The sequence below is a fragment of the Streptomyces roseifaciens genome, from assembly GCF_001445655.1.
GTDB classification, from domain to species: domain Bacteria; phylum Actinomycetota; class Actinomycetes; order Streptomycetales; family Streptomycetaceae; genus Streptomyces; species Streptomyces aureoversilis.
Window position 1 is genome coordinate 2731271 of sequence record NZ_LNBE01000004.1, and the last position, 25817, is coordinate 2757087.

General features: G+C 68.9%; 24 protein-coding genes and 3 pseudogenes. 8 read left to right on the forward strand and 19 right to left on the reverse strand.

Annotated elements, in window-relative coordinates:
• Nucleotides 1-83 precede the first annotated feature (83 nt).
• On the reverse strand, nt 84-479 hold the full coding sequence (sodN, locus tag AS857_RS29475; protein ID WP_058046222.1) for a superoxide dismutase, Ni: 396 nt from the start codon (nt 477-479) through the stop codon (nt 84-86).
• Between the two features lie 146 nt (nt 480-625).
• On the opposite strand from sodN, the gene sodX reads away from it, so the two are divergent.
• Nucleotides 626-1096 carry a nickel-type superoxide dismutase maturation protease gene (gene sodX / locus AS857_RS29480; RefSeq protein ID WP_058046223.1) on the forward strand — a complete coding sequence of 157 codons (471 nt, stop codon included), beginning with the start codon at nt 626-628 and terminating at the stop codon, nt 1094-1096.
• On the opposite strand, the gene AS857_RS29485 is transcribed toward sodX, so the two are convergent.
• Complete coding sequence (locus AS857_RS29485; protein WP_079110715.1) at nt 982-1629, reverse strand: CGNR zinc finger domain-containing protein; 648 nt, start codon at nt 1627-1629, stop codon at nt 982-984. The genes sodX and AS857_RS29485 overlap by 115 nt on opposite strands.
• A 101-nt stretch (nt 1630-1730) precedes the next feature.
• Between AS857_RS29485 and AS857_RS29490 the strand changes: the two are divergent.
• Nucleotides 1731-2105 (forward strand): annotated as a pseudogene (locus AS857_RS29490) (class I SAM-dependent methyltransferase); the annotation flags it as partial.
• Nucleotides 2106-2237: 132 nt separating this feature from the next.
• On the opposite strand, the gene AS857_RS29495 reads toward AS857_RS29490, so the two are convergent.
• From AS857_RS29495 to AS857_RS29505, 4 genes are all read right to left on the reverse strand, one after another.
• The gene (locus AS857_RS29495) at nt 2238-2435 is read right to left on the reverse strand and encodes a hypothetical protein (protein WP_058046224.1); all 198 of its coding nucleotides are present in this window, start codon (nt 2433-2435) and stop codon (nt 2238-2240) included.
• A 672-nt stretch (nt 2436-3107) separates the two neighbouring features.
• Nucleotides 3108-3344 carry a hypothetical protein gene (locus AS857_RS39685; protein WP_144440903.1) on the reverse strand — a complete coding sequence of 79 codons (237 nt, stop codon included), beginning with the start codon at nt 3342-3344 and terminating at the stop codon, nt 3108-3110.
• A 79-nt stretch (nt 3345-3423) separates the two neighbouring features.
• Entirely contained in the window at nt 3424-3696 is a 273-nt protein-coding gene (locus tag AS857_RS29500) for a hypothetical protein (protein WP_058046225.1), read from the reverse strand.
• 205 nt (nt 3697-3901) lie between these two features.
• Complete coding sequence (locus AS857_RS29505; protein ID WP_144440904.1) at nt 3902-4120, reverse strand: hypothetical protein; 219 nt, start codon at nt 4118-4120, stop codon at nt 3902-3904.
• A 281-nt stretch (nt 4121-4401) separates the two neighbouring features.
• Between AS857_RS29505 and AS857_RS38185 the strand changes: the two genes are divergently transcribed.
• Complete coding sequence (locus tag AS857_RS38185) at nt 4402-5373, forward strand: helix-turn-helix domain-containing protein (protein ID WP_245700569.1); 972 nt, start codon at nt 4402-4404, stop codon at nt 5371-5373.
• A 70-nt stretch (nt 5374-5443) separates the two neighbouring features.
• Here the strand turns inward: AS857_RS38185 and AS857_RS29510 are convergent, their stop codons facing one another.
• The 5 genes from AS857_RS29510 to AS857_RS29525 form a co-directional block, all read right to left on the reverse strand.
• Nucleotides 5444-5941 carry a phage terminase small subunit P27 family gene (locus tag AS857_RS29510; RefSeq protein ID WP_173864819.1) on the reverse strand — a complete coding sequence of 166 codons (498 nt, stop codon included), beginning with the start codon at nt 5939-5941 and terminating at the stop codon, nt 5444-5446.
• A 1326-nt stretch (nt 5942-7267) separates the two neighbouring features.
• Entirely contained in the window at nt 7268-7366 is a 99-nt protein-coding gene (locus AS857_RS39255; RefSeq protein WP_107105678.1) for an HNH endonuclease, read from the reverse strand.
• A gap of 347 nt (nt 7367-7713) precedes the next feature.
• Nucleotides 7714-8211, reverse strand: a complete 498-nt coding sequence (locus tag AS857_RS29515) for a hypothetical protein (protein WP_058046227.1) — start codon at nt 8209-8211, stop codon at nt 7714-7716.
• Between the two features lie 2 nt (nt 8212-8213).
• Nucleotides 8214-8450, reverse strand: coding sequence for a hypothetical protein (locus AS857_RS29520; protein ID WP_063804378.1), 237 nt, complete (start codon nt 8448-8450; stop codon nt 8214-8216).
• Nucleotides 8451-9912: 1462 nt separating this feature from the next.
• Nucleotides 9913-11496 carry a recombinase family protein gene (locus AS857_RS29525; protein WP_058047147.1) on the reverse strand — a complete coding sequence of 528 codons (1584 nt, stop codon included), beginning with the start codon at nt 11494-11496 and terminating at the stop codon, nt 9913-9915.
• Nucleotides 11497-11555: 59 nt separating this feature from the next.
• Here AS857_RS29525 and AS857_RS29530 point away from each other — a divergent pair.
• Nucleotides 11556-11957, forward strand: a pseudogene (locus tag AS857_RS29530) (SAM-dependent methyltransferase); the annotation flags it as partial.
• Nucleotides 11958-12020: 63 nt separating this feature from the next.
• On the opposite strand, the gene AS857_RS29535 reads toward AS857_RS29530, so the two are convergent.
• The 3 genes and pseudogenes from AS857_RS29535 to AS857_RS29545 all read right to left on the reverse strand — a co-directional run bounded on the left by AS857_RS29535 (nt 12021) and on the right by AS857_RS29545 (nt 15238).
• The gene (locus AS857_RS29535) at nt 12021-12782 is read right to left on the reverse strand and encodes an amino acid ABC transporter ATP-binding protein (protein WP_058046229.1); all 762 of its coding nucleotides are present in this window, start codon (nt 12780-12782) and stop codon (nt 12021-12023) included.
• Nucleotides 12779-13744 (reverse strand): annotated as a pseudogene (locus AS857_RS39260) (amino acid ABC transporter permease); the annotation flags it as partial. The pseudogene AS857_RS39260 and the gene AS857_RS29535, both read right to left, overlap by 4 nt.
• A gap of 528 nt (nt 13745-14272) precedes the next feature.
• Nucleotides 14273-15238, reverse strand: coding sequence for an ABC transporter substrate-binding protein (locus tag AS857_RS29545; RefSeq protein ID WP_058046230.1), 966 nt, complete (start codon nt 15236-15238; stop codon nt 14273-14275).
• A 619-nt stretch (nt 15239-15857) separates the two neighbouring features.
• Between AS857_RS29545 and AS857_RS29550 the strand changes: the two genes are divergently transcribed.
• Nucleotides 15858-17069 carry an NAD(P)-dependent malic enzyme gene (locus AS857_RS29550; protein WP_058046231.1) on the forward strand — a complete coding sequence of 404 codons (1212 nt, stop codon included), beginning with the start codon at nt 15858-15860 and terminating at the stop codon, nt 17067-17069.
• Nucleotides 17070-17140: 71 nt separating this feature from the next.
• Here the strand turns inward: AS857_RS29550 and AS857_RS29555 are convergent, their stop codons facing one another.
• Entirely contained in the window at nt 17141-18571 is a 1431-nt protein-coding gene (locus tag AS857_RS29555; RefSeq protein ID WP_144440905.1) for a TolB family protein, read from the reverse strand.
• Nucleotides 18572-18784: 213 nt separating this feature from the next.
• On the opposite strand from AS857_RS29555, the gene AS857_RS29560 reads away from it, so the two are divergent.
• Nucleotides 18785-19747: a zinc-binding dehydrogenase gene (locus AS857_RS29560; protein ID WP_058046233.1), complete on the forward strand. Its 963-nt coding sequence runs from the start codon at nt 18785-18787 to the stop codon at nt 19745-19747.
• A gap of 30 nt (nt 19748-19777) precedes the next feature.
• Here the strand turns inward: AS857_RS29560 and AS857_RS29565 are convergent, their stop codons facing one another.
• Nucleotides 19778-20968: an RNA-guided endonuclease InsQ/TnpB family protein gene (locus AS857_RS29565; RefSeq protein WP_058047148.1), complete on the reverse strand. Its 1191-nt coding sequence runs from the start codon at nt 20966-20968 to the stop codon at nt 19778-19780.
• A gap of 159 nt (nt 20969-21127) precedes the next feature.
• On the opposite strand from AS857_RS29565, the gene AS857_RS29570 reads away from it, so the two are divergent.
• Nucleotides 21128-22570, forward strand: a complete 1443-nt coding sequence (locus tag AS857_RS29570; protein WP_058047149.1) for a cellulase family glycosylhydrolase — start codon at nt 21128-21130, stop codon at nt 22568-22570.
• Between the two features lie 83 nt (nt 22571-22653).
• On the opposite strand, the gene AS857_RS29575 is transcribed toward AS857_RS29570, so the two are convergent.
• Nucleotides 22654-23661, reverse strand: coding sequence for a PadR family transcriptional regulator (locus AS857_RS29575; RefSeq protein ID WP_058046234.1), 1008 nt, complete (start codon nt 23659-23661; stop codon nt 22654-22656).
• Nucleotides 23661-24545 (reverse strand): DUF4097 family beta strand repeat-containing protein, encoded by an 885-nt coding sequence (locus AS857_RS29580; protein ID WP_058046235.1) that lies wholly within the window; start codon nt 24543-24545, stop codon nt 23661-23663. The genes AS857_RS29575 and AS857_RS29580 overlap by 1 nt, the downstream gene beginning before the upstream one ends.
• Before the next feature lie 120 nt (nt 24546-24665).
• On the opposite strand from AS857_RS29580, the gene AS857_RS29585 reads away from it, so the two are divergent.
• On the forward strand, nt 24666-25484 hold the full coding sequence (locus tag AS857_RS29585) for a hypothetical protein (RefSeq protein ID WP_058046236.1): 819 nt from the start codon (nt 24666-24668) through the stop codon (nt 25482-25484).
• Between the two features lie 109 nt (nt 25485-25593).
• Here the strand turns inward: AS857_RS29585 and AS857_RS29590 are convergent, their stop codons facing one another.
• Nucleotides 25594-25773 carry a DUF6104 family protein gene (locus tag AS857_RS29590; RefSeq protein ID WP_004937694.1) on the reverse strand — a complete coding sequence of 60 codons (180 nt, stop codon included), beginning with the start codon at nt 25771-25773 and terminating at the stop codon, nt 25594-25596.
• Nucleotides 25774-25817 lie beyond the last annotated feature (44 nt).

Sequence of the window (25817 nt, forward strand, 5' to 3'; positions counted from 1 at the left end):
CCCGTAAACAGCAGCGCACCCGGTCCATCCGGCCTCCCTCACGGGGGCCGGGGACCGGGTGCGGACAGCGCCATGCCGCCTGATCAGGCCTTCTTCGTCTCCCAGAAGATGCGGTCGATCTCGGCGATGTAGTCCAGCGCCTTCTGGCCCGTCTTCGGGTCGTTGGACGCCTTGGCCGCGCTCAGGGCCTTCAGGGTGTCGTTGACCAGCTGGTGCAGCTCGGGGTACTTCTCGAAGTGCGGCGGCTTGAAGTAGTCGCTCCAGAGCACCGAGACGTGGTGCTTGGCGAGCTCCGCGCGCTGCTCCTTGATGATGAGCGCACGGGCGCGGAAGTCCGCGTCCTCGTTCGCCTGGTACTTCTCCTGGACGGCCTTGACCGACTCTGCCTCGATGCGCGCCTGGGCGGGGTCGTAGACACCGCAGGGCAGGTCGCAGTGGGCGCTGACTCGCACCTTGGGTGCGAACAGGCGGGAGAGCATAAGAGCTGTCCTTCCTCGTGATCGTCTTCTCAGGTGCGAGATTACTCGGTGTGGGAAGGCTTTTCTCGGGTGCCCCGGGGGGCTTAGGACAAAAGTCCGGTGTCAGTCTGGGACTGGTGGAGGATTACGGACCGGGAGGTGCCGCGGTGCAGGAGCAGGTGGACGAGCGCGGGCAGGAGCTGGACCGTGAGCGTCGCGGACTGCTGCGGATCGGGCTGGCGGAGGTCTACAACCCGTCGATGGTGCCGACCCTGAACCCCGGGGACCAGCTGGTCGTCCAGTACGGAGCGGTGGTGCGGCCGGGTGACGTGGTGGTGCTGCGCCACCCGTTCCGGCAGGATCTGCTCATCGTCAAGCGCGCCGTGGAGCTGCGCGAGGGCGGCTGGTGGGTCCGCGGGGACAACCCGCTGGTGGAGAACGACAGCCGGGAGTTCGGGGTGGTGCCGCAGGAGCTCGTCGTGGCCCGCGCGCTGGTGCGGCTGCGGCGGCCCCCGCAGGCGGGTCAGCGCTCGGCGGGCGCGCTGCTGTCGTGGCTGGCCTCGGCGCTCAGGCCGGTGCGGTCGCTGCCCGCCGGGGCCTCGGCCGCGCGGCTCTCCAGGCGCTTGCGGGCGCGGTAGGCGGCGACGTTGGCGCGGGTGGCGCAGCGGTCGGAGCAGTAGCGGCGCGAGCGGTTGGTCGAGGTGTCGAGGTAGGCGTGGCGGCAGGGCGACGCCTGGCAGATGCCGAGCCGGTCGACGCCGTACTCCGTCAGGTGCACGGCGAGGCCCATGCAGGCGGTGGCGGCGTACGAGGCACCGGCGTTGGCCGCGTGGTCGGCGATGTGCATGTGCCACTTGGGGCGGCCGTCCTCGTCGCGGTACTCGTGCCCGGAGACCTGCGGGCTGACCGGGTACTCCATCAGCAGGGCGTTGAGCAGGTCCACGGCGCGCACTTCGTCGCCCTCGGCGGCGGCCTCGAAGACGGCGCGCAGCCGGGCCCGGACGGCCCTCAGCCGGGTGACGTCGCTGTCGCCCGCCCGCCGGGCCCCCTGGGCGCTGGGCCCGAAGAGCTCGCGCACGGCTTCGACGGAGGTCAGCGTGTCCGTGCCGCGGCCGGGCTCCTCGCTGTTGACCAGCCGCACAGCGAAGTCCGAGTAATAGGCCAGTTCCACTTGTGGTCCTTACGCAGGGCGGTCTAAGGTCGGCGCACCGGCCTGTAATGGTCGGTGTAGGACCGAGGGTATTACACGGTATGACCCGTTGGAGGAACCTCATGACCGAGGCCGTCGTCGGCACGGACTGGAACGCCTGGCAGGACAGCTGGGACCGGCAGCAGGAGTGGTACCTGCCCGACCGCGAGGAGCGGTTCCGGGTGATGCTCGACATGGTCGAGGCCCTCGCGGGCCCCACGCCCCGCGTGCTCGACCTCGCCTGCGGCACCGGCACCATCACCGCCCGCCTGCTGGACCGCTTCCCCGGAGCCGTCTCCACCGGCGTCGACCTGGACCCCGCCCTGCTGACCATCGCCCGCGGCACCTTCGCCGGCGACGACCGCGTCCGGTTCGTCACCGCGGACCTCAAGGACCCGGACTGGACCGCACGGCTGCCCCACGAGCACTACGACGCCGTACTCACCAGGAACTCCCTCTAAACACACACCCTACCCACGGGGACCAGGTGGCAGAAGGGTCCTCTTCGGATGCGTGATCTAGGTGGACGTGCGGAAGCCCCGCCCGCACGCCTCGAAGTGAGGGCACGGACGGGGCGTGAGTGCGGCTGACTACGGCTGGTTCTTGCTCTCTTCCCGCACGCAGTCAAGACAGACCCATCCCTTGCGGACCACGAGCTGAGTCCGTTCCTTCGGGTGCTTGCCGCACCACTCGGAGGGTCCGGGCTGGTCGGGTAGATCGCGCTTGATCAGCATGCCGATCCGGGCCCGGTTGCTCAGCGGCTCGTCCGGGAATGGGGTGTCACTCATCAGTCATCGTCGCCTTCCTGAGTGTCCGGCTCCGGCTCCGACGCGGTGACGATCTCCTCTTCGAACACGTCGTATCCGTTGACTTCATCCTTGCCACCCATGGTGGGACTCCATTCGTCGGGTGTTGCGGGAACCCGCCGGGCTGCTGACCTTCGTGGGCCTAGCACTGGGGCGACCGGGCGGGGGTCCGGGTGCCTCAGTACCTTCCGGCCCTGCGGCTGATGCCGCTCTTGCTGACGTGCCAGTAGGGACACCAGTTGCAGTCGTAAGCGCGGTACGGCAGCGGCCTGTCGGCAGGGGCGTCGCGCCCGACCGTTGCGATGAACAGCCGCGCGTCGCTCTCGTCTTCAAAGCTGGCTTTGCGGGTGCGTGGACAGCGCGGTAAGTCGTGGTGGGTCACTTGTTCTTACGCTCTTCCTTCGCAGCCTTGCGACGCTCCGCCCGGTTCCCCTCGGGGTCGGCCTGCGTCGGTCGGTTCGGCACCTTGACGACGTGAGACCCGCCCTGCGGGGTTCTGGCGCCCTTTTTGACCATGTCGTGTCCTTTCTATGGCGGTGGTACACCCGCCCGGCCGCCTCACATCGGGCGGTGTCCGTCACTCAGACGATCGGGCGGAGGTTCGGCCTGCCCCCACCGACTGGCGGAAGGGCAGGAATCTGGGGCCCTAGCGATCTACGGTTTGCGCTCGCGTTCCTGCTTCCTGCGCCATCGAATGACGGCAGCCTCCGACCGGCCGCGGATGCGTACGCCGCGCTCAACCAATGCTGCGCGTAGCCAGATGTGACCGACACCGAGGCTGGCGGCAAGATCGCTCATGGACTCTTCACCGTCGTTGTAGCGATTTATGACGGTGGGCATCTGCGAGAGAACCCGGGCTCGGGCTTCCTCCGCCGCCGCACTGGGCTTCATGAACCTGTCTCCTGGTAGGGCCCGCCCCTGTGCTAGGCCCCTCGGGGGTGCGGGGTCGTCTGGCAGAGGGGCGGACGGTCTAGGGGGTGCCCTGCCGAGGCGGCATGCAGGATGCCTTGAAGTACTCGGTAGCGGCGAGCAGAGCGGCGGCGTCCCGGGTCTCTTGCCGCAGCTCTTCTATGCGCTCGTCAACCGCCGCCCTCAGCACGTCCCGGAACTGCGGCGTGCGGTACACGGCCGGGTTATAGGCGGGTACCAGGGCCTCAGGCCTCGGCGAGTTCGAAGCGGCAGCCCCGTCCGGGGTGATGACCAGGACCGGGCGTACGTCGTCGGCGGGGTGCTGCTCGATCACGCGACCACCACCCATCGGCGGCACTTCGCGAGGTGCCGCAGGAGTCGGGCGCGTGCCACGAGCATCCCCAAGTCGTCGCCACCGTCGTGGGCCTCGCGTAGATCAGCGCCCAGTGCAACGCATTCACGGCACGGGGGCGACGAGGGAGGGTCGGGCGCCATCCACTTCCCGGCGCAGTGCGGTAGGGAGAACGGAGGAGTGGGCATTAGTCCACGCTCCGGGGTCCGAGCCCGAGCGCCCGGCGCTCCTCATTGGTCGCGATACGCAATCGGTCCATGCTGCGGACCGTCCACCGGCCGCCGCTCCCGTCAACCGGCGCGATCGGGTAGCCGTCCTCTGTGCGCGCCTGCATCACGCCCATGCGGTCGGTGTCCCTGTCCACAACCAGGGCACCGGAGCGGTAGCCGGCCCAGTGCGTTGCCATCGTCTCCACGATGGTGTGCCGCACGGGGGGCAAATCCCGGGCGGGCGCGTGATCAGGCCCGAATCTGCCTAGATCGATTCCTGCACCAGCGCCTGTCCTGGACTGCTCCCGCCTATGCTCTCTCATGGCTGCCTGCCTCTTTCAGGTGGTCCACGGCCCCCGGACGTTCACCGCGTCGCGGGGGTACTTGCATCGGTCCATACTTCGACGTGCAGTGCTAACACGGGAGTTGACCAGGGTTGACTACTCTGGAAGCACCACCAGTCAACCCTCAGAGGTTCATGATGAGTGACTTTGCTGATCTTGCCCGCAGGGCGCTCCGGGATAGCGGCTATTCCATGAAGGCTGCCGCACGCGCCATGGAATACGACGTCGCCTACCTCTCCCGAGTGCTCAACGGCAAGCAGAACCCGTCGGCGAAGCTCGCAGAATTGATGGATGATCTCGTTGGGGCGGGAGGTGCATTGGCCGCGACCGTGCTCAGCGACGACGAAAAGTCGAGGGTTTCCCGCAGTGCCGCCAACCCTTCCCGTCTGGACGCCGGAACTGTGGACGCACTTGCCGATGTCTTGGCCGCTTACCGGCGGCTGGACGATACGGCGAAGCCAGAGTCGGTGATCCCGGCAACCGTGGCGCAGACGAAAGAGGTCACCCGAATGCTCAGGGGTGCCCGGGGGCCCCACAGGGACCGATTGGCGGAAGTCGCCTCCGAGTGGGTTCAATTCTCGGGATGGATGCTCGCCCAAGTCCGCAAGGACAGCCAAGCGGTCGGACTTCTCAACGATGCTTTAGAGTTGGCAGACGAAATCGGTAACGGCACCCTTGCGGCCCAAGCCTTGAATTTCAAGGGCTACATTGCCCGACAGCAAGGCAGGCCTCAGGGCATTGCTCGATGGTTCCTTGCCGCAGCCACCGCACCAGGTGCACACCCCGCCCAGCGAATCGGAGACCTCCTCCAAGCGGCAGCGGGGATGGCGGCTATGGGCGAACTCGACGCGGCATTGCGTATGGTGGAGAAAGCTGAAGGATTGACAGATAAAGCGGCCTCCCTCCCTCCGCCGGACACGGCCTACTGGTTGACTCCCGCGTTCAACCGCCTGAATATGGGAATTTGCACACTCGCACTCGGGCGTTACAGTGAAGCTGTCGACCATTTGACCTCCGGGCTCGCCGGACTACCGGAGGAACTGCGAGACGCCCCCTGGTCATGGGAACACAAGGATGCGCTACGCCGGGCCGTAGAGGCTGCCTAGAGCGCACAGGAACCCGCCAGTTCCCTGCCTTATTCCCTTGCCCGGAAGGCACGGAAGCAGTCGAGCTGCGTCAGTCCCATATATCCGAGTCTTCATCCTCGGGCCCTGACACTGAGATTGCTGCGCGGGCGCTCGGAGATAGCCCCAACTCTCGGATATACCGGGCGAGCTGTGTGCGGTACTGCCCCGCGATCGTGGCGGCCCCGTTCTTCACAGTGCCCCGCTCGGCAGTGACCATCAGCCCACGTTCGGACAGGTCCCGCTCGGCCTGGTCGATGCGAGCGACACACACGCACAGATCCTTGACCGTGGCGTGATCCACGTCGCCGATACCGGCGGACACCTCCAGAACAGGGACGACGCGCCGCCACTCTGTTGACGCAACCTCCCGACACCGAACGTTCGCCGATTCAACGGCGGGATCGGGTGAAGTCTTGAAGATCTCGGACCATTCCGGCTCGGCGAGAATCGCGCGCGGCACGATCACCCCCTCTCGGATTGCGGTCTTCGAAGGGTTACCTTCGCGCGCCCGCTGGATTGCAGGTTTAGGCCTATATCTGTCTGCCATGCATTCTCCTACCTGGAATTCGAACCTGCCCGAGGGATCCCAAACTCTGCTCCAGCCCCGGCGCGTTTTTCTAATCTCCCTGCCGCTCAGCGTCGGAGGGGGCAGGGGGTACCCCCCTGGTCAGAACGGCGGACGCTCGGCCTCACGCCGTGATCGAGCCTCAGCGGCCCATCCACCCGGTTGCCGCTTGGCCGTCTCCCGGTTGTGGCAGCCGACGCACAGCGGACGCAGATGCTTCGCCGCATCAGGATCCGTCTCGCCCCGAGCGAGCAACTCCCGTCGACTCAGAGGGAAGTGATCGGCAACACGAGCCGCTCGACCGCACAGCACGCACCAGGGATGGGCGTACAGGTAGGCCCGTCGGCGACGCTGCCAACGGGTGTCATACACGGCACCACCACCTGAAGCACGGTCCCGCTCAGCCTCACGCTGGTGCCGCTCACAGCGCCCGCCGGCACGGGTCAGCTCAGGACACCCGGGGGTAGAGCACGGGGGGCGGGGTCTTCGAGGCACGGGGGATCACCTCACGGGGATCGGGCTTGTTGCTACTCCATAGGCGTGCAGAACTGAGGCCAACGCCTTCATGGCCGGAAGCCCGGATAGCTTGCCAAGTAAAGCGCCCTACCTGCACCGATTCCCCTCAGCATGGTTCGGGCCAGAATCGCCCAAGAGTGGACAATCGTTCCGTCAGACTTCGTATGAGTGACGCGATGCGTCAGAGCAGGAAGGTGTGAGTAGATCCCCTCCGGTTCAACACCCAGCAGCGAATAGGAGGAGGCCCCAGATGCGTGCTCGTTGCCGAACTGCCGCCATCACGGCAGTCGCCGCCCTTACGTTCTCCCTGACAACCCCGGCTCAGGCGGATACGCCGAAGCCAGGGCAGGTACTTGCCGATCTGATTGGCGCTATCGAGAGGGGGGCGGCGCGCAGTACCACTGTCATCGTCGTTAACGACACGGACTGCGAATTTGCCGACCTTGACTTTAAAGCCTCACCCGACGGAAATCTGCCTGCAGGCGGGCTCGTCTCTCCGAGGAGTACCTCCGTATTCGCCTACAGTAGGTCAAGCGGGCTTTCAGGAACGCGTGGCTCAGTAACACTTGGGGTCGCAGGCACCGGTGGGACCTGTCCTGACCATCTTCGCGGTGAAGATGACCCAATCACTACAGGCGTCTCAATCTCCTGGGGTAACCCTCTGGTTGGCTCTAACAAGTACAGCATTTCATCAAGCGATAGAGCGCTCGTCGCTTGGCAGGTAGGAGACGGGAAAGGTAATAACGCCCGATTTACGGTCCGTATCGTAACTGCTATCGAATAGACAGCCGATCACGGCACGGCAGCAGCCCCAAACTCCGTGCTCGTCTTCAGCGCGTGGCACTCGCGGCACAGCACCTGAACGTTGCTGTCCGTGTCGGGCCCTCCCATCGCGGGGGCCGCACATGATCCACGTCGACCAGGCCCGCGGGGCGAGCCTCCTCAAATGAGACGACACGCCCCGCACTGGCCTGCTACGCAGCCACTACCGCTCTGGCGGGACCACCGGAGGAACAATCGGCGTCCCGTCAGGCAGCCGCGGAGTCGCGTCCACGAGCACCAGCCGACCGGGGTCTGCAGGGTCTCGCATCTGCTGAACCCCACGCGGCATGGGCGCCCCACCATTCATCACGGGAAGACCAGTAGGGGAGTCGGCCCACACGGGCCGCCCCATGGCATCCCGAGGGAAGTACGGGTAGTCCCCGTTCGGCCCGGGGTCGAGTGCATCCACAGCCATGTCAGTCCGTCCCTGAAATGTAGGCTTCCCGCCGGTCGTACAGCTCCTGGTCGAACTCGGTAGCGAGCTCGGCCGCCATCCTGTCAGCGTGCGCCACGATGTCTTCCAGCAGTAGGGCGTCATACCAGCGCTGCTCAGGAACAGTGACCACTTCACCCAACGCATTCTGTGCCCGGTGCGCCTCAGTCAGCACATGACCGCGCTTGTGCCGCGCTGCCCGGTACTCGACATACGCGGCAAACCACGGCTCCGAAGCAAGGGCCTCATGGAACCGTTCCCGTGCGGCGTCACCGGAGTCTCCCGCCTCTTCAGCCCGTTCCTGCCACGTCTCGACAACCTTGCGGTTGTACGTCTCTGCACGCGCGGCACGTCGCGCCGCTTCCGCCTCTTCTGCAGCCTGCAACTGGGCCTCTGCGTCAGCGAGTGGACCCGATGCCTTCACCACCTGCGCCCGCAGCTTCGCAACCCGCTCGGCAGCCTTTTCAATCTCAGTAGCCATCGTCACTTACCACCCTTGTTGACGTTGCGCCCGTACTTCGCGGCGGCGGTCTTGTCGTTCTCGTAGTAGCCAAGACTCATGCGGGTAGTGACCCCTATGCGCTCGAACATCTCAGGGTTGGAATCCCGGAGGGCGGCAAGGCGCTCCATGCCCTCGTCCCACTTCCACGCCTCTGCGCGCATGCGTTCCTTGTCGCGTCGTCCATCCAGGAAGGACGCTCGGTTCAAGCTGTCACTCATGATCGCTCCATCTGTCGCTGTGTTCAGATACGAAAAAGCGCCCCGATGAGTCATCCAGGGGCGCAAGTGGGGCAGTGTTCTGCTGGTGCAGTATCAGCAGGAAGTCTGTCGTCCGCGCGCAAACCTCCCCTACTCATACGTGGAGGGCGAACCTATCCCGCAACAGAGCCTTCGCGGGTGGACCGTGCCTGAACCGCGAGGACACGGCTGACCCTCTCCCTGGTTGTAGTGGAAGGCGGAGGTTTCCCGGCCGTTGCCGGACGGCTGTCCTTCTCTGTCCTCCCCAGTAGTGGGGGGCGAAGGTTTCCCGGACCACGCTCGGTGGCGCAGTGCCGCTTGAGACGCCAACCTCTCTTCTTCTTAGTTTTTTTTATGTGTTTCTAAAAAAGCGGTGTAAACCGTCACCCCAACACTGCTTCGGTCCGCTGTAGGACGCCCAGCCGACGGGTAGCTAGGCGCCCGTGCACGGGCAACGCTCGTTCCGAGAGTCGGGCACTCAGTCCGCCGATGTCCCATCCGGAGGTGCGCGGTAATCCCGCTCTCTGTGCTGTGAGCAGTAGGGACCGACGAGTTCCCGAACCGGAAGGACTGTAAGGATCACTGTTCCTGCGTTCGCAAGTGGTAGGGGAGGACGAGTTCCAAGCCAGTCACCGTGGCTGCAGTGCCCGGCGCGGTCTCGTCGCGCCCCGCTTCCGGGATCTGTAGGGACGGACAGATTCCTGCCGGGACTGCTCCCAGGTGGCGCGGTGCCGTTTGGGGTAGCGATCTCTCTTTCTCTGTATTTTTTCTATGTGTTCTAAAAAAGTGGTGGTAACCACCACTCCAACACCGCTTCGGTCCGCTGTAGGGCGGTCTCGGCCTGAGCTCGGGGCCCGTGGAGAGGCAGAAAAGCTCTGTAAGTCCATCTGCAGGCATGGGGTCGCCCCTAGAGGCAGGAGCTATCCGGGCCGCTGCCATGACGGCAGAGAGCTGTTACGCGGTTTCAGTGATGGCAGGTTGAGCGATGCGGACACGGGCACCCGGGGCAGGAGCGGTCTCCGGCCGGTCCTCTGTAGCAACGTCGTCCGCAACGCTGCTGTTCTCCTCGATCGTGGGGTCAAGCCCCCCCGTGATCGTGAACTCGACGCGCCGGACATCGAGCGTGCGCCATCCGCCGCGGGTGCCGCACTTGAAGGGAGCAGCTTCTCTCCCGGGATATAGGGGAGAGCAAGCCTTGCCCACGGGACTGTCCGATGACGCAGTGCCGTTTGAGACACCAACTTCCTTTCCTCTTAGATTTTTCGATGTGCTCCTAAAAGAGTGTTGTAAACCGTCACCCCAACACCGCTTCGGTCCGCTGTAGGGCACCCGGTCGGCGGGTGGCTGGCGTCGGCTCCCAGCGATGTCCTGCAAGCCCGCGTGCGGGCATGGGAACGCCCCGGTCAGTCTCATTGACTAACCGGGGCGTGGCGTACTGATCAGCTCATCGGAGCGCCTCTGCGTCCTCCTCCAAGGAAGCTAGGGCATTTGCTTCGGCATGCTCCTCCGCGGCCCTTTGGTTCGCTGCACGGTGCTCCGGGTTGAGCCCGGTCCTATGGACGCGCTGTTTGGCGCCCTGAGGATGGAGCGTTACTCGCACGTCGAACTCGGTAAGGATCTCTCGGCGGGCAGCGTCGTCCGGGGCTGCCGTCCAGCTGGCCTCAATGGTTCGACCGATCGGCACCAATCGCATCCCGGCCGGTCGCTCGGGGAGCTTCTTCAGCTCCTCGATTTCCCGCGTCATCCGGGTGTACTCGGTCCGGTACCACTCAGTATCGGCCTCGGATTCGTAGAGGCCCGCCTGACGGTCTCCTCGGAGGCGCGTACGGTCTGCGTCGATTTCAGCGATGCGAGCGGCGTACCCCGTGCCAGGGTCGAATTCCTTGCGCATGACTTGATGACTTCCGTACTCGTCGAGAAACCAGTCCGTCACCTCCTTGTCCAGCCGAGGAACGGACATGCTGGGGGCGGGCTTGCACTTGGCCGATGACGGGATGCCGCGTGTACGCGCTGTGCAGCCGTAGGAGGGGTTCTGGCCGGTTCGAGCCATCATGTACAGCCGTTGTCCGCACACGCCGCAGAACGCGATTCCTGAGAGCAGACGGACGCCCTTGGGAGCGCGCTTTCCGGTCCACTGCGGGGCCGTCTTCTTGACCAGCGCATCGCGGGTTGCGTGGTCCCATAGTGGCTCAGCGATGCGTACAGCGTGTCCGTCCGCGCCGATGACAGGCCGCTCGTCGTGCATCAGATAGCCCAAGGACGCTTCGCTGACCAACATCCGCTTGAGGGCTTTAGCGTTCCAGAGCGTCCCCTTGGGCTTGCGTCCGTACATCACGGAACGGTGATCGGCGGGCGACAGTACCCCCGCGCGGTTGAGGCGTGCTGCCTCCGTGTGCACGGTCACCGTGCCCGTCTCGTCGGCGAGGATGCGCTCCGCCACGTCGCGGAGGATGAGGGACGCCACAGGGTCCAACTCGACGTGATCCACCTTGCCGGTAGGGATCAGCCGGACGAACCGGTATCCGTACCGGTTCTTCTGCTTGGGCTGCCCGGCGTCCCGCGCCCGCTTCGTCTCGTCGCGGTTGCGCTTCTGGATCGCGCGCAGCTCCATCTGTGCGCCGAAGGATTCCATGGACAACCGCATCTCGTCGGCCGGGTCATCCAGGTTCCATGGCCCGGCGTGCCCGTACGTGATGAGTAGACGGCCGGACTCGTGGACCAGGTACGCCGTGTTCAGGACGTCACGCTGATTGCGGCCGATCCGGTCCACGGCCGATCCGGCGATGCCGTCGTACGGCCCCATCTCGTTCCGGAGCCACGGGCCGAGCTTCGGGCGGGTCATCGGGTCGGTAGCGCCGGAGACCTCCCAGTCGTCCGCCCACGCGATGACGTGCCCGCCCACCGCCTCAACGGCGCTGAGCACCTGGCCCAACTGCTTCTCGGGGCTGTTGGTCGAGTCTGTCTTTCGAGAGAGGCGACGCACCCCCACCAGGCACTTTCCGCACCCGTCGTACTCACTCGTGATCATGTGATCCATCTTGCGTGAACTCCGCTCTCGCACGCATGTGCGTTTAGCGGGAGTTCCCGACCGCCACCGCCCTCCACTGGCTGCACTCGGACTCCCTGCACACCCTCTACGGGCAGCTTGCCGGAGTCGTCCGCGAGGGTGGTGTCTTCCTCAACGCCGACCACATGCCGGACGCCGGCACGCCCCGCATCAACGAGGCCGAACGCGCGCTGCGCCACGCGCGCATGGACCGCGCCAAGGCAGAAGGCGCGCTCGACTGGCGCGCGTGGTGGGAGCTCGCCGCCGCCGACCCGGTGCTCGCCGGGCCGACCGCCGAGCGCTTCGAGATCTACGGGGAGCACGCCGACGGCGACACCCCCTCCGCCGAGTGGCACGCGCGGACGCTGCGCGAGGCGGGCTTCGCCGAGGCCCGGACGGTCTGGAGCTCGCCCTCGGACGCGATGGTGCTCGCGCTCAAGTAGCAAGCGGCAGGGGGCGGTACGGGTCCCGGACCCGTACCGCCCCCTGCGCAGGGATTCGATTCGCTACAGCACCTTCGACAGGAACGCCTTCGTCCGGTCGTGCTGCGGGTTGGTGAGCACGTCGCGCGGGTTGCCCGACTCGACCACCACGCCCTGGTCCATGAAGACCACCGAGTCGCCGACCTCGCGGGCGAAGCCCATCTCGTGGGTCACCACGATCATGGTCATGCCGTCCTCGGCCAGGCCCCGCATGACGTCCAGGACGTCACCGACGAGCTCCGGGTCGAGCGCCGAGGTGGGCTCGTCGAAGAGCATCAGCTTCGGCTCCATCGCCAGGGCCCGCGCGATCGCGACGCGCTGCTGCTGGCCGCCGGAGAGCTGCGTGGGGTAGTTGTCGGCCTTGTCGCCGAGGCCGACCCGGTCGAGCAGCTTCTTCGCCCGCTCCCGGGCGACCGCCTTCGTCTCGCCCTTGACCTGGACCGGCGCCTCCATGACGTTCGCGAGCGCCGTCATGTGCGGGAAGAGGTTGAAGCGCTGGAACACCATGCCGATGTCCCGGCGGTTCTTGGCTACCTCGCTGTCCTTGAGCTCGTAGAGCTTGCCGCCCTGCTCGCGGTAGCCCACCAGGCGGCCGTCGACGTACAGCCGGCCGGCGTTCACCTGCTCCAGGTGGTTGATGCACCGCAGGAAGGTGGACTTGCCGGAGCCGGAGGGGCCGATGAGGCAGAACACCTCGCGCGGGGCGACCTCGAGGTCGATGCCCTTGAGGACCTGCACGGCGCCGTAGGACTTGTGGACGCCCTCGGCCTTCACCATCGCGTTCATGCGCTGACGCCTCCCTTGGGACGGTTGCTGAAGGAGGACAGGTTGGCCTTGACCTTCTGCCACGGGGTGAGCGGCAGGGTCCGCAGGGAACCGCGGGCGTAACGCCGCTCCAGGTAGAACTGGCCGACGCTGAAGATGCTGGTGAGGATCAGGTACCAGGTGGCCGCGAGGAAGAGCATCTCCACCGGGGCGCCGGTGGTCTGCCCGATGTCGGAGGTGGAGCGCAGTAGCTCCAGATACTGGGCCGCCGCCGCTGCCAGCGACGAGGTCTTGAGCATGTTGATGAACTCGTTGCCGGTCGGCGGCACGATGACCCGCATCGCCTGCGGCAGCACGATCCGGCGCAGCGTCCGGGCCTGGCTCATGCCGAGCGCGTGCGCGGCCTCCGTCTGGCCCTCGTCGACCGACTTGATGCCGGCCCGCACGATCTCGGACATGTAGGCGGCCTCGTTGAGCCCCAGGCCGAGCAGCGCGGCCATGAACGGCGTCATGAAGTCGCTCATCTCGTCCCGGTAGATGGGGCCGAGGTTGATGTACGGGAAGATCAGCGCGAGGTTGAACCACAGCAGCAGCTGGACGTAGACCGGGGTGCCCCGGAAGAACCAGATGTAGGCCCAGGAGACCGATGACGTCACCGGGTTCTTCGACAGCCGCATCACCGCGAGCAGGATGCCGCCCACGAGGCCCAGCACCATGGCGAGCACCGAGATCAGGACCGTCTTGCCGAGGCCCTCGACGACCGTCGAGTCGAAGAGGTAGTCCGGGATGGTGCTGTAGTGGATCTTCGCCGAGGCGAACGCGTTGACCAGCAGCCCGAGGAGGGCGAGGACGACGACGCCGGAGATCCAGCGGCCGTAGTGCCGGACGGGGATGGCCTTGACCGCCTCGGGGACGGTCGCGGTGGCGGTCGCGGCCTTCTTGGCGGCGTCCTCGCCCTTGGCGGGACCGGCCGGCTTGTCGTCACCGGCGCCCTTGTCGGCCTTTTCGGCCTTCTCGGCCTTTCCGGAGTCGCCGGACTTGGCGAGCTTGTCGGACTTGTCCGCGCCCGCGGACTTGTCGGCGCCGTCGGCCTTTTCGGCGTCGGCGTCCTTACCGGCCGCGGCGGCGCCGGCGGCCTCGTCGGCGTCCGAGGGCTTGTCGGTCTTGCCGGCGTCGGCCGGCTCGTCCGAGTCGGCAGCCTTCGCGTCGTCGGCGGGCTTGTCCGCATCCGACGGCTCGGCGGCCTCGGAGGCCTTGTCCGCGTCCGCGGACTCCGCGGCCGCGTCCTTGCCGGTTTCGGCGGCCTCGGCCGCCTTCGCCGACTTCGCGGCGTCAGCCGACTTCGCGGCCTCGGCCGCCTCCGCAGGCTTGGTGGGTTCCTTCCCGTCGGGCTTGTCGGGCGACGGGGAGTCAGGGGAAGAAGTCACGGGGAGTGCCTTTCAGCAGATCCGTACGAGGGTGAGGGGGACGGGGGAAGCCGCGGCGGGACGCGCCCGCGCGGCGGCGACTCGTCAGGAACCGCCGTTGATCCTGGCTTCCTTGACCGCACCTGCGTCGACGCCCCAGGTCGTGATGACCTTCTCGTACGCACCGTTCTTGATGATCGCTTCGAGCGCCGCCTTCAGGGCGTCCCGCAGCTGGGTGTTCTCCTTCGCAACGGCGATGCCGTACGGCGCGGCCTCGACCTGGTCGCCGACCGTCTCGAAGTCGTTGCCGCCGCCCGAGGTCTTGACCGCGTACGCCGCGACCGGGAAGTCGCTGGAGACGGCGTCGACGCCGCCGGCCTTCAGCCGGGTCTGGGCCTCGAGGTCGGTGTCGAAGGCCTCGATGGAGATGGAGTCCTTCTCGTCCTTCTCGCACTTCTCGGACTGGGACTTGCCCAGGTCGTGCGAGACCGTGCCGCGCTGGACCGCGATCTTCTTGCCGCAGAGGTCGTCCCAGCCCTTGATGTCCTTGGTGTCGCCCTTCTTGGTGTAGAGCGAGACGCCGGCGTTGAAATAGTCGACGAAGTCGACTCCCTCGCCGACCTTCTTCTTGGTCTTGGGGTCCACGCCGTCCTGGCGGTCCTTGGTGTCGGTCATCGCGGACATCGCGATGTCGTAACGCTTGGATCGCAGACCGGTCAGCAGCGCGTCGAACGTGCCGTTGTTGAACTCGACCCTCACGCCGAGTTCCTTGCCGAGGGCGGCGGCGATGTCGGGGTCGATGCCGACGACCTTGCCGTCCTTCTTGAATTCCACCGGCGGGTAGGCGATGTCCGAACCGACCTTGATGACGCCGGAGTCCTGGATCTTCTTCGGCAGCTTGTCGAAGAGGGGGGCCTTGGAACCCTGGGCGCTCTGGCCGGCCTCGTTGCCGGTCTTGTCCCGCTGGTCGCCGCAGCCGGTGAGCAGCAGGGCGCCGGCGACCGCGATCGCGCCGGCGGCGGCCAAACGACTCCTGGCGGCAGCCGTGCGAGGGGTGGTGCTTGCGGTCATTGCTGGTTCCTCCTGCGGGTGAGGGGGTGGCCCAAGGAGCCGACTGTTGGACAGACACAGAACAAACACAGGAAAACGCTGATGACGCACGAGGCCCGGAGCACACACCCTTGGATGTCGCGACCTCGTGTGATTGGGGCATCTTGCCATCCGGACTGCACCATTCGGGGGCCTCGCTATGTCAAAATCGGATAACGGGCGATCCCCGTGCCGCATCGGGTCGGTACCAGGTCGGTCCGGAGTAACGGACTCAAGGGTTCCTCTTCTGTGAGCCGCCGGGCGAGACGTATGTCACGCGCGCTCTGTCTCAGTCCGTGGACTTATGCCCCCAGTTGACACCGTTCCGACCCGCGAACGGGGCCCGCTCCCGGCCGTGCCGCGACAAGTCAGCGGGAACTCACTCGTAGGCCGTAGCGCTCATTTGATAGAAATGCCAGCCACACCCCGCACCAGGGGCGAGGGCGCGTGTGCGGCGCGCCCGGCATACGGATCCGTAACGCGCGGCACCACCCCCCGCGCGCAGGTCATCTCGGTGGCCGGACACGGACGTGAAGCCCGACCCGCCCCGCAACCCAGGGCGGATACCCTCGACGGACATTCGACAAAGGGGTCAAATAAAGTGGCAGCGGAGATCGTGAATCCTCGCAGCGACAGCGGTCCGGACGATACTCGCGACGAGTTCTTCGATCCGGCGTTCGCGCTGCACCGGGGCGGCAAGATGGCCGTCCAGGCGACCGTGCCCGTGCGCGACCGGGACGATCTGTCCCTCGCCTACACGCCCGGCGTGGCCAAGGTGTGCAGCGCCATCGCGGAGCAGCCGGAGCTCGTCCACGACTACACCTGGAAGTCCCAGGTCGTCGCCGTGGTCACGGACGGCAGCGCGGTGCTCGGGCTCGGTGACATCGGCCCGGAGGCCTCCTTGCCCGTGATGGAGGGCAAGGCGATCCTCTTCAAGCAGTTCGGCGGCGTCGACGCCGTCCCCATCGCCCTCGACTGCCGCGGTGTCGACGAGATCGTCGACACCGTCGCGCGCCTCGCGCCCTCCTTCGGCGGCATCAACCTGGAGGACATCTCCGCGCCGCGCTGCTTCGAGGTCGAGCGCAAGCTCCAGGAGCGGCTGGACATCCCCGTCTTCCACGACGACCAGCACGGCACCGCCGTCGTCACCCTCGCCGCCCTGCGCAACGCGGCCGAGCTCACCGGCCGGACGCTCGGCGAGCTGCGCGCCGTGATCTCCGGCGCGGGCGCGGCCGGCGTCGCGATCGCCAGGTTCCTGGTGGAAGCGGGCATCGGCGACGTGGCCGTCTGCGACCGCAAGGGCATCGTCTCCGGCGACCGGGAGGACCTGACCGAGGTCAAGCGCGACCTCGCCGGCTTCACCAACAAGGCCGGGCTCACGGGCCCCCTGGCCGTGGCCCTGGACGGCGCGGACGTCTTCATCGGCGTCTCCGGCGGCACCGTCCCGGAGGAGGCCGTGGCCACGATGGCGAAGGACGCCCTGATCTTCGCGATGGCCAACCCCACCCCGGAGATCCACCCGGACGTCGCCCACAAGTACGCGGCCGTCGTCGCCACCGGCCGCAGCGACTACCCGAACCAGATCAACAACGTCCTGGCCTTCCCGGGCATCTTCGCGGGCGCCCTGCAGGTGCGGGCCTCCCGCATCACGGAGGGCATGAAGCTCGCTGCCGCCGAGGCCCTCGCGGCCGTCGTCGCGGACGAGCTGAGCGCCGAGTGCGTCATCCCGTCGCCGTTCGACGAGCGGGTCGCCCCGGCCGTGACGGCCGCCGTCGCGGCCGCCGCGCGCGCGGAGGGCGTGGCCCGGCGCTGACGCCGGCGCCCGACGCCGTACGCCTATGAGGGCCGTACGCCGTACGCCTACGAGAGCCGTACGCCGCACGCCTACGAGACCGGGCCGCACCTCCTGCCGGGGGTGCGGCCCGGTCGCCGTATCAGCCGAGCCTCAGCCGAGCCTGAGCCGAGCCGCCGGACGAACACGTCGCCCGTGCCGTTGGTGTCGCCGGGCACCAGGTTGCCGCCCCAGCTGTTGAAGACGGCGGTCCGGCCGAGCAGGTCGGTCCTGACCTCGCCCGCGTTCCCGTCGTCCTGGGTGCCGTCGGCGGCGACGTTGAGCCGCTCCACGGCGCCCGTCCGCAGGTTCCGTACGAACACGTCCTGCCGGTCGTTGGTGTCCCCGGGCACCAGGTTGCCGGCGTCGGAGGCGAAGAACACCCGCTCGTTGTCGACGCTCATCGCGGCACCCCCGTAGGAGGCGCCGTCGGCCTGCGAGCCGTCGGCGGCGAGGCTCAGGCGCCGGGTGGTCCCGGTCCGCAGGTCCTTGGCGTAGACGTCCTGGGCGCCGTTGGTGTCGTCCGCCACGACCTGCTCGGGGCTGGAGAAGAGGGCGTAGCGGCCGTCGGGGCTGAGCCCGGTGCCGCCGGTGACCAGCGCCTGCAGGCCGTCGTACGTCTCGGCCGCGCGCTCGGTGCGCCCCGTGCGCAGCTCGTGCACGTAGAAGCCGTAGAGGCCGGGCCGCGCGAGCTCCCCGGCGGACTTCCGCGACCCGGGCTTCTCCGGCTTCCCCGCCGTCTGCGGGGCCAGGTTCCGGGCCGCCGTCCGGAAGCCGATCCGGCTGCCGTCCGCGCTGATCACGGGGTGGCCGGACATGCCGTCGGCCTCGGTGCCGTCGCTCGCGACGCTCACCCGCTGCGTGGTGCCGCGCCGGCGGTCGAGGACGAAGACGTCCTCCCGCTGGTTGGTGTCGCCGGGCACGAGGTCGTCGCGGCCGGAGACGAAGGCGACGTAGCGGCCGCTGGTGCTGATGGCGGCCGAGTGGTTCGAGCCGCTGCCGCCGGTGCGGTTCGCGACGAGCACCTCGGTGCGCCCGGTCCGGCGGTCGCGGACGAAGACGTCGGAGCCGTTCGGGTTGCTGCCGGGAGCGAGGTCGGCCCCCGAGTCGAAGACGACGTACCGCCCGTCGCCGCTGATCGACGGCGACGAGGACCAGGTGTCGGCCGGGGTGCCGTCGCTCGCCGCGCTGATCAGCTCGGTCCTCCCGGTCTGCAGGTCCCTCACGAAGACGTGCCCGGTGGGCCCGGCGCCGGGCGCGAGCGTTCCGGCCCGGGACAGGAAGACCACGGTGCGGCCGTCGGCGCTGAGCGAGGCGCCGTGGGACTCCGCGTCTGCCTGGGTGCCGTCGCTCGCGACGCTCACCCGTTCGATGCGCGGGGCGGGGCGCGGGGCCGCCGCGGAGGCGGCTCCGGCTGCGGGCAGGAGGGCTGCGCAGGTTCCTGCGACGGCCGCGGCGACGACGGCCCGTCTGAGATGACGCATGATCGTCTGAACCCCCTCGGTGACGGCCCGCGCCGGCGCGGCACGGGGCAACCGAAGCCAACCCCCGGGCCTCACGCCTGGTCAACGAGGAGGCGCAGTCTCCGCCGCGGATACGGCCGTTGCGACAGGGGGGACTGGACGGGAAGCGCGGCGCGGCGCGCGTCACACCGCGGCGTGGTTTCGCCCGGCAGGCGGCGGGGCTAGGTTCGGATCATGTTCGCCGCCTACGCCGCACGCATCGACCGTGACCAGCCGCTCACCGGACTCGAGTTGGGCCAGCGCCCGGAGCCGGAGGCGCCTCCGGGGTGGACGGTCGTCCACGTCAAGGCCGCCTCGCTCAACCACCACGACCTGTGGTCGCTGCGCGGGGTGGGCCTCGGCGAGGAGACGCTGCCGATGATCCTCGGCTGCGACGCCGCCGGGGTCGACGAGTACGGCAACGACGTCGTCGTCCACTCCGTCATCGGCCAGACCGGCCACGGCGTGGGCCCGACGGAGCCGCGCTCCATCCTCACCGAGCGCTACCAGGGCACCTTCGCCGAGCGCGTCGCCGTGCCCGCGTGGAACGTGCTGCCCAAGCCCAAGGAGCTCAGCTACGAGGAGGCAGCCTGTCTGCCGACCGCGTGGCTGACCGCGTACCGCATGCTGTTCACCAACGCGGACGTGCGCCCCGGCCAGAGCGTCCTGGTGCAGGGCGCGGGCGGCGGCGTGGCCACCGCCGCGATCGTCCTCGGCGCCGCGGCCGGCCTGCGCGTCTTCGCGACCAGCCGCGACGCGGCCAAGCGCGAGCGCGCCGTGGAACTGGGCGCCGAGGGCGCGTACGAGCCGGGGGCGCGGCTGCCGCACCGGGTGGACGCCGTCATCGAGACGGTCGGCGCCGCCACCTGGTCGCACTCGGTCAAGTCCCTCAAGCCCGGCGGCACCCTGGTGATCTCCGGCGCGACCAGCGGGCCGAACCCGCCGGCCGCCGAGCTCAACCGCATCTTCTTCCTGGAGCTGAAGGTCGTCGGCTCGACGATGGGCTCCAAGGAGGAGCTGGCGGACCTGCTGAGCTTCTGCGCGGCGCACGGCGTACGGCCCGTGATCGACTCGGTCCTGCCGCTGGACCGGGCGCGCGAGGGATTCGAGAAGATGGCCGGTGGCGACCTGTTCGGCAAGGTCGTCCTGACGGTTTGACCTCCTCCCCCTCGTAAACGAGGGGGAGTCCTACGGCTCGCGCCGTGGGGTTTTCTGCTTCGTCGCCGATGGCCCGCCCGGAGTTCTCCGTTGAGGTCTTACGCCGGCTCCACAGACAGACACCGCCAGCCCGGCGGCCCGAAGGTTCTTCGCTGCATTCATGTCCCGGTCGTGGGTCATCCCGCAGCTTTGACATGTCCAGGTTCGGACGCTGAGCGGCATCCTGTCCTGCAAGGTGCCGCAGGCGGAGCACAGCCTGGAGGAGGGGAAGAAGCGGTCCACCGCGATCACTTCCCGCCCGTACCAGGCGGCCTTGTACTCCAGCATGCTCCGGAACTCCGACCACGCGGCGTCGCTGATGGCGCGGGCCAGGTTCCGGTTCTTGACCATGTTGCGTACGGTCAGGTCCTCGATGACGAGCGTTTGGTTTTCACGCACGAGTCGGGTGGTGAGCTTGTGGAGGTGGTCCCGCCTGCGGTCGCTGATCCTGGCGTGGATCTTTGCGACCTTCAACCGGGCTTTGCGTCGGTTGGCGCCGTCACCCTTGGCCTTACGGGACAGCTTTCGCTGTGCCTTGGCGAGGCGGGCACGGTCGCGGCGTTCATGCCTCGGGTTGGCGATCTTCTCTCCGGTGGAGAGGGTCGTCAGGTGGTTCAGGCCGACATCGATCCCGACCGCCGAATCGGTGGCGGGGAGAGGCTTTATGCCGGGATCCTCACACGGCATCGAGACGAACCAGCGACCCGCCGCATCCTGCGACACGGTCACCGTGGTTGGCTGCGCCCCCTCAGGGAGAGGCCGCGACCATACGATGTTCAGCGGGTTTTTCATCTTGGCCAGATACAGACGGCCGTCCCGGAACCCGAACGCCGACCTGGTGTACTCGGCGGACTTCCGCGACTTCTTCCGGGACTTGAAGCGCGGATACTTGGCCCGCTTCTCCCAGAACGCCACGAACGCCCCTTGCAGGTGCCGCAGGCACTGCTGCAGCGGCACGGAAGACACCTCGGACAGATAGGCCAGTTCCTCGGCCTTCTTCCAAGCCGTCAGCATCGCCGAGGTGGCGTTGTAGTTGACCCGCTCGCCTCTCGCCCATGCTTCGGTGCGGGCAGCGAGCGCCATGTTGTAGACCTTGCGCACGCACCCGAACGTCCGGGCAAGCTCAGCAGCCTGCTCGGACGTCGGATAGAAGCGGTACCTGAAGGCCCGCTTCGCACACATGGCCACGAGCCACAAGCCAGCACCTCAACTTGTGAGTCTTCACGGATAGTTGGCCGCCTGGATCGATCCACCCCTTGCGGCCGGTTCGTTTGACCTGCCGCGCCGGAGTTTGATTCCCTCCCCGCCTCAGGCGGGACTCCTCGGAGGTACCGGATGATCATGTGCTCACCGAAGAGACGCTTACGCAAGGCGGCGTTCCTCGCCGCTGCCGCCCTCCTGCTGCTCCTGACGCCCGGGGCCCCGGCGGAGGCCCGTACGGACCCGGGCGCCGCCCCGGGCCCGGGCACCCCGGCCGCGGGCATCCCTCCGCTGACCGACGAGCAGGGCCGGGCCCTCACCCTGCGGGGCTGGAACCTCGCGGACAAGGAGCACCGCGGCGACGAGGCCCTCGCGGACATCACGGAGCGCTCCCTGCGCGACATGGCCGCGCAGGGCTTCAACCTCGCCCGCCTCGCGGTCTTCTGGGACGACCTGGAGCCGCGGCCCGGCCACTACAGCACGTCCTACCTCCGCAAGATCGAACGCGTGCTGGACTGGGCGCACAAGTACCGCGTGCGCGTCGTCATCGACGCCCACCAGGACGTCTACGGGCCCGCCTTCGGCAGCCACCGCGGCATCCCCGCCTGGGCCACCCGCACCGACGGCCTGCCCTACCGGCCCCACCCCGACGACTGGTTCGCCGAGTACTTCGAACCGGCCGTCCAGGCCGCCTTCGAACACCTCTACCAGGACGAGGACCTGCGCCGCGCCCAGGCCCGCATGTGGCAGGTCCTCGCGGGGCGGCTCGCGGGCCACCCCGCCGTGTTCGGCTACGACCTGATCAACGAACCGATGGGCCGGATGCGTCCTGGCGAGAGCATCCCCGACGCGGCCCGCCGCATCGAATCCACGCAGATCACCCCCATGTACCGGCGCATCGCCGAGGCGATCCGGCGCGTCGACCGCCGCCACTGGCTGTTCGTCGAGCCCACCCCCGCCGCCGGCGAGGGCGTCCCCACCGGCCTCGGCCGCATCCACGACCCCAAGGTCGTCTACGCCCCGCACTTCTACAACGCCGCCATGGAGGCCGGGCGCGACTACGACCCGGGGGCAGGCTGGCTGACCGCGTACGAGGCCGCCGTCGTCCACTACCCGCGCGCCATGGGCATCCCCGTCTTCATCGGCGAGTGGGGCCCGCTCGACAGCTCCCTGCCGAACATGGGCCGCTTCTACGAGGACGCCCTCACCTCCATGTCCCGCTACGCGACCGGCTGGGCGAGCTGGCAGTGGTGCTACGGCGGCGGCTACTGCGCCCTGGACGAAAACGGCATCTTCCAGGCCAACAAGTCCCGGACGGCGGAGCCGTACGCGGCGGCCGTTGCGGGGACGGTGCGGTCCGCGTTCTACAGCCCGGTGGTGGGCGTCTACCGCCTGACGTACGCGCCGACGCGGCACGGCACGACGGAACTGGTCCTGCCGCCGGCGCCGCGCGGCTGGCACGTCAAGGTGACGGGCCCGGCCCGGGCGGACACCACGCGGGTTCCGGCGGCGGAGCGGGCTACGGTGCGGGTGACGGCGGGCGCCGGAGTCGGTGAGGCCGGGGTGACGGTGACGGCGGACTGACGCAGGCGCCGCGCGCCGGGCCCGTCCCCGCCGGGGGGCGTAAGAGGATGGCCAGCCACCAAGCCGTGGAACTTGTCGGCACCTCAGCCCCCCGGGCGCAGCAGGGCCGTGATGCGGGCTGCGGCGTCGGCCAAGTGGTTGCGGGACGCGTCCAGTTGGGACTGGGTCACGCCGTGGTCGCGGGCCGCGTCGCGGATGTCGTCGCGGAAGCGGTCCAGGAGGCGGTCCAGGTCGCGGGCCGGGTCCGCGGAGGGGGTGTCGCCGGCCTCGGCCCACTCGGGGGCGGGGCCTGCGGGCGGCTCGGGGTGCCGGGTGCCGGCCGCGTCCCTCGTACCGGCCGCGTCCCTCGTGCCGGCCGTGCCCTCCCGGCCCGCCGCGCCGGCCGGGCCTGTGGCGCCCGTCGTGCGGGCCGTGAACGCGCCGAACTCCTTCGCCAGGGCGCTGACGCCTTCCGCGACGCCCGTCGGCCAGTCGCCGCGGCGCAGGTGTTCCTCCACCTGCTCCTGGACGTGCCGGGTGGCGCGCCGAACCTCCTCGTGGGCCCACTGCTGGGCCTCCCGGGCCTGGTGGCGGGCCTGCTGGGCGTCCTGGCGGGCGCGCCGGCTCTCCTCCTTGGCCCGCCGGGCCTGTTCCTTCCACTGCTCCTTCGCCCGGCGGAAGTCCTCCCTCGCGCTGTCGAAGGAAGTCGAGTCTCCCGTCGCCGCCCGGGTCTGCCGGGCGGCTTCGCGCACCTGCCGCCGCAGGTCGCCCGCCGCGCCCCGGACCTCCTCGCGGATGTCGGCGGCGAGCGCGGCGACGGACTCGCGGATCTCCAGTTCCAGCTCGGCCAGTTCGCCCTGCCGGCCGGCGAGTTCGGCCCGCCCGGCGGCGGTGATGGCGTAGACCTTGCGGCCGCCCTCGGTGGTGTGGGCGATCAGGCCCTCGGCCTCCAGTTTGGCCAGGCGCGGGTAGACGGTGCCGGCGGAGGGCGCGTACAGGCCCTGGAAGCGCTCCTCCAGCAGCCGGATGATCTCGTAGCCGTGGCGGGGCGCCTCGTCGAGCAGCTTGAGCAGGTAGAGGCGGAGCCGGCCGTGGGCGAAGACGGGGGGCATCAGAGGACCTTTCCCTGGGCGGGGGCTTCGGCGGGGCCGTCGGCCCGGTCGTCGTCGGCCCAGTCGTCGGCGTCCGGGCCGCGCAGCAGGGCGACGGCGCCGGAGACGGTGGTGATCTTGATCCGGCCGTGGCCGCTGCCGAGCCGGCCGGTGATGTTCCGCGCACCGAACTGGTCCTGGACCTGCAGCTCGCCGAAGGCGCAGGAGACGGGGCCGACCGTGGTGCCCGCCTCCACCGTCGCGTCCGCCGTGTCGGGCAGCCGGACGGCGATCTCGCCGGAGACGGAGGTGACCGCGAGGTCGGTGCCCGGCGCGGCCGGCGACAGGTCGATCACGACGTTGCCGTTGACCGAGTCGGCCTTGATCCGGCCGCCCGTGCACTCGACGAGCGTGAGGTCGCCGGAGACGGTGTTGCAGCGGACGTCGCCGCCGAGGTGCTGGGCCTCCACGCGGCCCGAGACCGTCTCGGTGCTGACGTCTCCGGTGAGGCCGACCAGCGTGGTGTCGCCGGAGACGCCCTGGACCTTCGCGCTGCCCGCGATCCCGGAGACCACGGTGACCGCCCCGACGACGGCGACCGTGACGCCGGCCGCCGTGGGCACGGTGAGGGTCACGTCCGCCGAGCGGTTCCAGTCCTTGCGGGAGAACCAGTTGCGGAAGGTCTTCGGCGACAGGTCCTCGTACCCGACGGTCAGCGTGCCGCGCAGGTGACCGACCTTCAGCGGCGGCCCCTCGATCGCCGTCAGCTCCAGGCGGGCCGGGCCGCCGTCCGCGCCGACGACGTTGACCGTGCCGTTCACCAGGCGCACGTCCAGCGAGACGACCGCCTCCTCGAAGGTGATGTTCCGTGGTGCGGACAGTGACCATTCGGACTCGACGGGCATGCCGGGACCCCTTCTGCATCAGGACGGCGGAACGAGACGCAACCTATCGCGTCTTCCGTGAAACACGATATATCGCGGTCCGGCGAAGTCAAGCACTCCCGGTTGGCATAGCGTTGTCGCATGTCCGCTACTGATCACAGCCGCGCGGCGGGGGTCCTGCTGCTCTGCCGGGCCGAGCCCGGCCGCGTCCGGCCCTCCGCCCAGCTCCTGAACGAACCGCTCCTCCTGGTCCCGGCCGGGGAGGGCTGGAGCGCGCTGGTCCCCGGCAAGGACTCCTGGCGCACCGAGGGCACCGACCTCGCCACCGCCGCCGCCGGCTGGGCGCACGCCCTGGCCGTCGCCGAGCAGTGGCCCGTCGTGGGTCTGTGGTGGGATGCGCGCGGGGCGGGATTCGTGGTCGCGGCGGGCTTCCGGCGGACCGTGGGGTACGCATGGCTCGGCGACGGCACCCCGCTCGGCGAAGAGGCGGCCATGACCGCGCTGCGGGCCCGCACCGGACTCGACCCGGTGCTCGACGGGGCCGCGCTCGACGGGCTCACCCGGCCGGATGCGGACGCCGACGCCGCGTCCCGGGTCCTCGGGCTGATCGCCGTCCTCTCCCGGACGGGCCTGGATCTCGCGCCGGGCCTCGCCCCGGGCGTCCCGGCCGACGGGCTGCGCGCCGCCGCGGGCGCGCACCCCCTGGCCGAGGCGGTCGACTGGCCGGGCTGGCGCGAGGCGGTGCGGACGGGGCTGCTGGAGGCGGAGAGCGGGCGGCTCGGCGGCTGGACGCGCGGGCCGCGCGCCCGCGCCCTCGGCGCCGCGGAGATCGCGGCCGGGGCGTCGCTGGCCCTCTGGGGGCGGCGCAGCGGGCGGCGGGGCGTGACGGCTGCCGGGGTCACGCTTCTCGCGGACGGTGTGCTGACGCTCGCCTACGACTGGTGGCGGGCTCGCGGCTGAGCGCCCCTGCGGGCCGTCGGGGGCTCGTCGCGCCCACGCGGCGGAGCCGCGGATCGACACTGCCCCGCGCCCCTGACGGGGCGCAGCGACCCGCGCTTCCGGCGGAGGACTACTCGTCGTCCTCGTCGTCCAGTCGCGCCAGCCACGTGGCCAGGCGCTCGACCGGGACCTCGAAGTCCGGGTTCAGGTCGACGAAGGTCCGCAGCTGCTCGGCCACCCAGCCGAGCGTGACCTCCTCCTCGCCACGCCGGTTCTCCAGCTCCTCGATGCCGCGGTCGGTGAAGTACAACGTTCTCTCCGTTGGATGAAGGGTGCGGACGCCGGTGGATGCGC